General features: G+C 34.4%; 6 protein-coding genes. All 6 read left to right on the top strand.

Translation table 11 applies throughout. The annotated features are described in order from the left end of the window. The first annotated feature begins 338 nt into the window (after positions 1-338). The gene (locus tag CSV79_RS16340; protein WP_099690106.1) at positions 339-878 is read left to right on the top strand and encodes a hypothetical protein; all 540 of its coding nucleotides are present in this window, start codon (positions 339-341) and stop codon (positions 876-878) included. Positions 879-980: 102 nt separating this feature from the next. Further along, positions 981-1,436, top strand: coding sequence for a hypothetical protein (locus CSV79_RS16335; protein ID WP_099690105.1), 456 nt, complete (start codon positions 981-983; stop codon positions 1,434-1,436). Between the two features lie 158 nt (positions 1,437-1,594). Continuing rightward, on the top strand, positions 1,595-2,068 hold the full coding sequence (locus tag CSV79_RS16330; protein ID WP_099690104.1) for a hypothetical protein: 474 nt from the start codon (positions 1,595-1,597) through the stop codon (positions 2,066-2,068). Positions 2,069-2,166: 98 nt separating this feature from the next. After that, on the top strand, positions 2,167-2,592 hold the full coding sequence (locus CSV79_RS16325) for a hypothetical protein (protein ID WP_099690103.1): 426 nt from the start codon (positions 2,167-2,169) through the stop codon (positions 2,590-2,592). 95 nt (positions 2,593-2,687) lie between these two features. Continuing rightward, the gene (locus CSV79_RS16320) at positions 2,688-3,137 is read left to right on the top strand and encodes a hypothetical protein (protein WP_099690102.1); all 450 of its coding nucleotides are present in this window, start codon (positions 2,688-2,690) and stop codon (positions 3,135-3,137) included. A gap of 102 nt (positions 3,138-3,239) precedes the next feature. Next, the gene (locus CSV79_RS16950; RefSeq protein WP_158232573.1) at positions 3,240-3,416 is read left to right on the top strand and encodes a hypothetical protein; all 177 of its coding nucleotides are present in this window, start codon (positions 3,240-3,242) and stop codon (positions 3,414-3,416) included. Positions 3,417-3,539: the final 123 nt, after the last annotated feature.

The raw sequence follows: 3,539 nt of genomic DNA, 5'->3' as shown, positions 1-3,539 counted from the left end.
ATCTGCCATGGTCAAAAAACATCTTGCTTTCTTGCGGAAAGCAAAACTAGCCCTACATTCGAAGAAAAAATTCGAATGTAAGGGCTATTCGTGATGCGCACTACATAAGTGTGCTTTTTTATATTTCGGGCTTACGATGTAAAAAGTCTAAGTGACCTTTATCATGAATTTTCTAATCAATAATCAAACATACCTTGTTCCACTAACGGGTGCGTTAACTCAACAACCGTTGCGCACCAAACAGGCCACATTATTAAATAAGAACCAGATCTAAGCAGAGAAAGAGATACATACTTTGAAACGTATAATCAGCATTTAGGATGTGAGGTGTACTGTCAGTGATTGATTGGCGTTGGACTGAAGTTGATGCACTAGAAAATCAAGGTGAGTGGAATGAAGCAAAATCACTCTTGATAAATAACTGGAATCAAAATCCTAATGATTTAAAAACTATTATTCGTCTAGGCTTTTTTTGTTGGTATGTTCTAACAGAAGAGGGAGCATTAGAGATTCAGAATGTAGATTTTGATGAATTAGAGATTATACTACGCCAGGTTACAGATTTTGGAATGGCTAATTTTGAGGTGAATGAGGATTTTTTATGGTGTTTTGGTTATATGATTTCATTATTCCCATATTATTTTGGAGAATATGAATATTGGCAAGAAAAAGGTGTTTCCATGTTAAAGCGTGCTTATGAAATTTGTCCAGATGAACCAGTGTATAAATATTCTTACCTGGGCTCTTTCCCGGTTTCAGATGAAAAATTGAAAGACGAATTTCAAAAGGTTCAAGTTGTTCTTAAAGATAGATTTCAAGGAAATGGAGTTTTATCGGAATATTTTAAAGACGTTTGGAATTGTTGGCATGAGAGTTGAACTAACGGGCGCATTTGTTGTATAGGACTATGCTTCAATCGGCTATTTTGATAAATAAGAAAATGAATTTTTTTAGACTGAAGTGGCGAAGGGGAATATCTATTGAGAAAGTTACTAATAGTGTTATCACTACTTTTTATTATTGGGTTTATTTCCATTCTACTTTTCAACACTAAGAAACAACCCCAAGAAACACCGAAAGTAGTATCTAAATTACAGGATAATGGTTTTGTTGATGGAAAAAGAGAATTTATTTTTAGTGTTGAGAATGTAGACAAAAAGGAAATTGAGTTCCGATTCTTAACTGCCTTAGAATATAATTTCTCATTGGAATATTTGACTTACCAAGATTTAGACACTTTTAATGGAACAACAGAACATATGGATTTGAAAGAAGAAAATGAAGAGGCTAGAAAGGTATTATTAAAACCAAATGAGCGAATTGAATATAGGTTGCATTTAAGTGGTTATCATACGGGTGATTATGAAATGACTATATCTCCATCGGTCTATGAATATGACTTCGGTCTTCAAAGGATAGAATTTAGCATTGAATAGGAAATGACGAGTATTAAATTAACGGGTGCGTTAAATGAATATGGATTGTATTACAATCGGGCCAGATAGTTGAATTAGTGCCGTAACTTTTCCAAAAAGAAATCGTTTAAGTTTATAATGATTTATTTATCAGTTTTGGGAGTGAGGGGAAAATCAGTGTGACAAAGAAAAAAGTGCTGATAATAGCTGTCATAATACTATTCGCTGCTCTATTAGTTAAAGTAATTAAAAAAGATGTATGGGAAGTAAATGAAACAATGTTGAAACAGGAAGTGCTGAGTATTGAAGAATCCGCAGAGTCGGTGAATTTGTCTGATGTGACTCCATTCGAATGGGATCTCGTGTATTCGTTTGACCCATATACATCCAAAGATGCTATCTATGAAACCGTCGGCTACAAGTGGGGCAGAATCAGTGAAACAGTAAGTGAAGGTATGAATCAATTGGTTTTCATGAAGGATGGAAAAGTGGTTTGTTATTTATATGGATATCCTGCGAATAATGGATACGGCATTTATTTCATGGACGACAGTTCTACCGAATCAACACCTGCTTCTCTGCTCAGAGCACAAGACGATTTAACTTTTCAGGTTGATAGAAGAGATAGTTATATCTATTTAATGAAAAATTAATGAGAATCGATTACTTAATTATCGGGTGCAATTCTTTAACAAGGATTTGTACCCTATTTCTATATTCGGGCCAGATTATTGAAGAAAGGTGGGGGGAGATGAGAAAGTACACTTTATTAATTATGGGTATTGGTTTGATATTAGTCACTATATGGTTTAATTATGATATCTATCAACCTAAAGTGGGACCCATCGGCAATAAATTGCCAACGTATAAAGATTATTTGCCTATTACGATAACTAATCTTACCTTAGCTACTTTCGCTATAATCATTTTCATAAGCTTATTCTTAAAAGAAAAAACTGAAAAGAAGAACCCGAACTTAAGGGTTGTGTGGATTGTACCAAATGTTTTTATTTACCTAATGTTTATAGGTGCATTGATATTTGTAACAATTAATGCAAAGGGGATTCAAGAGAACGGTATGATTCTACTGTGGATATTTACTTTATTTGTGCTTTTCGTAGGTTCAGTATTAGGTAGTTTCCATATCAGGTATTGGATTAAACAAGGAAAAATGTGAGAAGATTTTTTCAGTTAACGGGTGCGGTTGTTGCACAAGGTCTATTCCTTAATCGGGCTATGACTATTTAATAAAATACAATCGAGGTGGGCTTTATGATCACTAATTATAAATGTTTTATTGATATCCGTTTCAGTGGTGGGGATATTCAATTTGACGTTTCGAGTGATACACAGTTATTTAGTTTTAAATCAGGGATAGGCTTTATAGCGATACCTAATTTCTTTTCAACGCTTGCCTCTTTATATAAAGGCGAAATCAGTGAAGCCCAAATTGATTGTGATGGAAACTTTGATTACTATATATTTTCTAGTAATGGTGGAAGACTTTTCATTGAACATAATAGTCATTATCCAGAAGGTATATTTAAATATGAATTCAATCTAAAAGAGTATATCTCAGCTGTCTGTATAGGGTTTCAAGAATATCTGCAACAGCTTGAAAAAGAAGGAATATTACCTTTAAAAAATCAAGAGTTTGCCCATCCACTAGGTGATGATGTATTAAACGCTTTTGACGACTTCTCATCAATTTTAAGTAGTTAATTATGTAGATATTTTGGTGTAGTCCAACTATCGGGTGCGTTTGATAGTGGTATAAGCATTGCGTCTGAATTGGACCAGTTTTTGAAACAGGGGGATGAATATATGTTTAAGAGAGCATTAACTTATTGTTTAATTTTCATCGTATTTCTAACGGCTTTACAGTGGTTATTCCGACCAGAAATTCTTTGGGTTGACAATATTGGATTAACTGCCATTTCATTTTTTGTTTTTATATTCGTGTCGTGGATAACCAAATCCAATAAAAAAGTTAAAAATTAAATGTCTCGCTCCTCATCAACCGGGTGCGTTAACTGAACAACCGTTGCGCATCAAACGGGCCACTTTGTTGCGTATACTGTTGCTTTCCGTTCCGGCGCACGCTTTCCGGAGGGCGTGGCTTGA

This window comes from Sporosarcina sp. P13 (assembly GCF_002743055.1).
Lineage (GTDB): Bacteria > Bacillota > Bacilli > Bacillales_A > Planococcaceae > Sporosarcina.
This window is presented reverse-complemented; position numbering and strand designations above follow the sequence as displayed.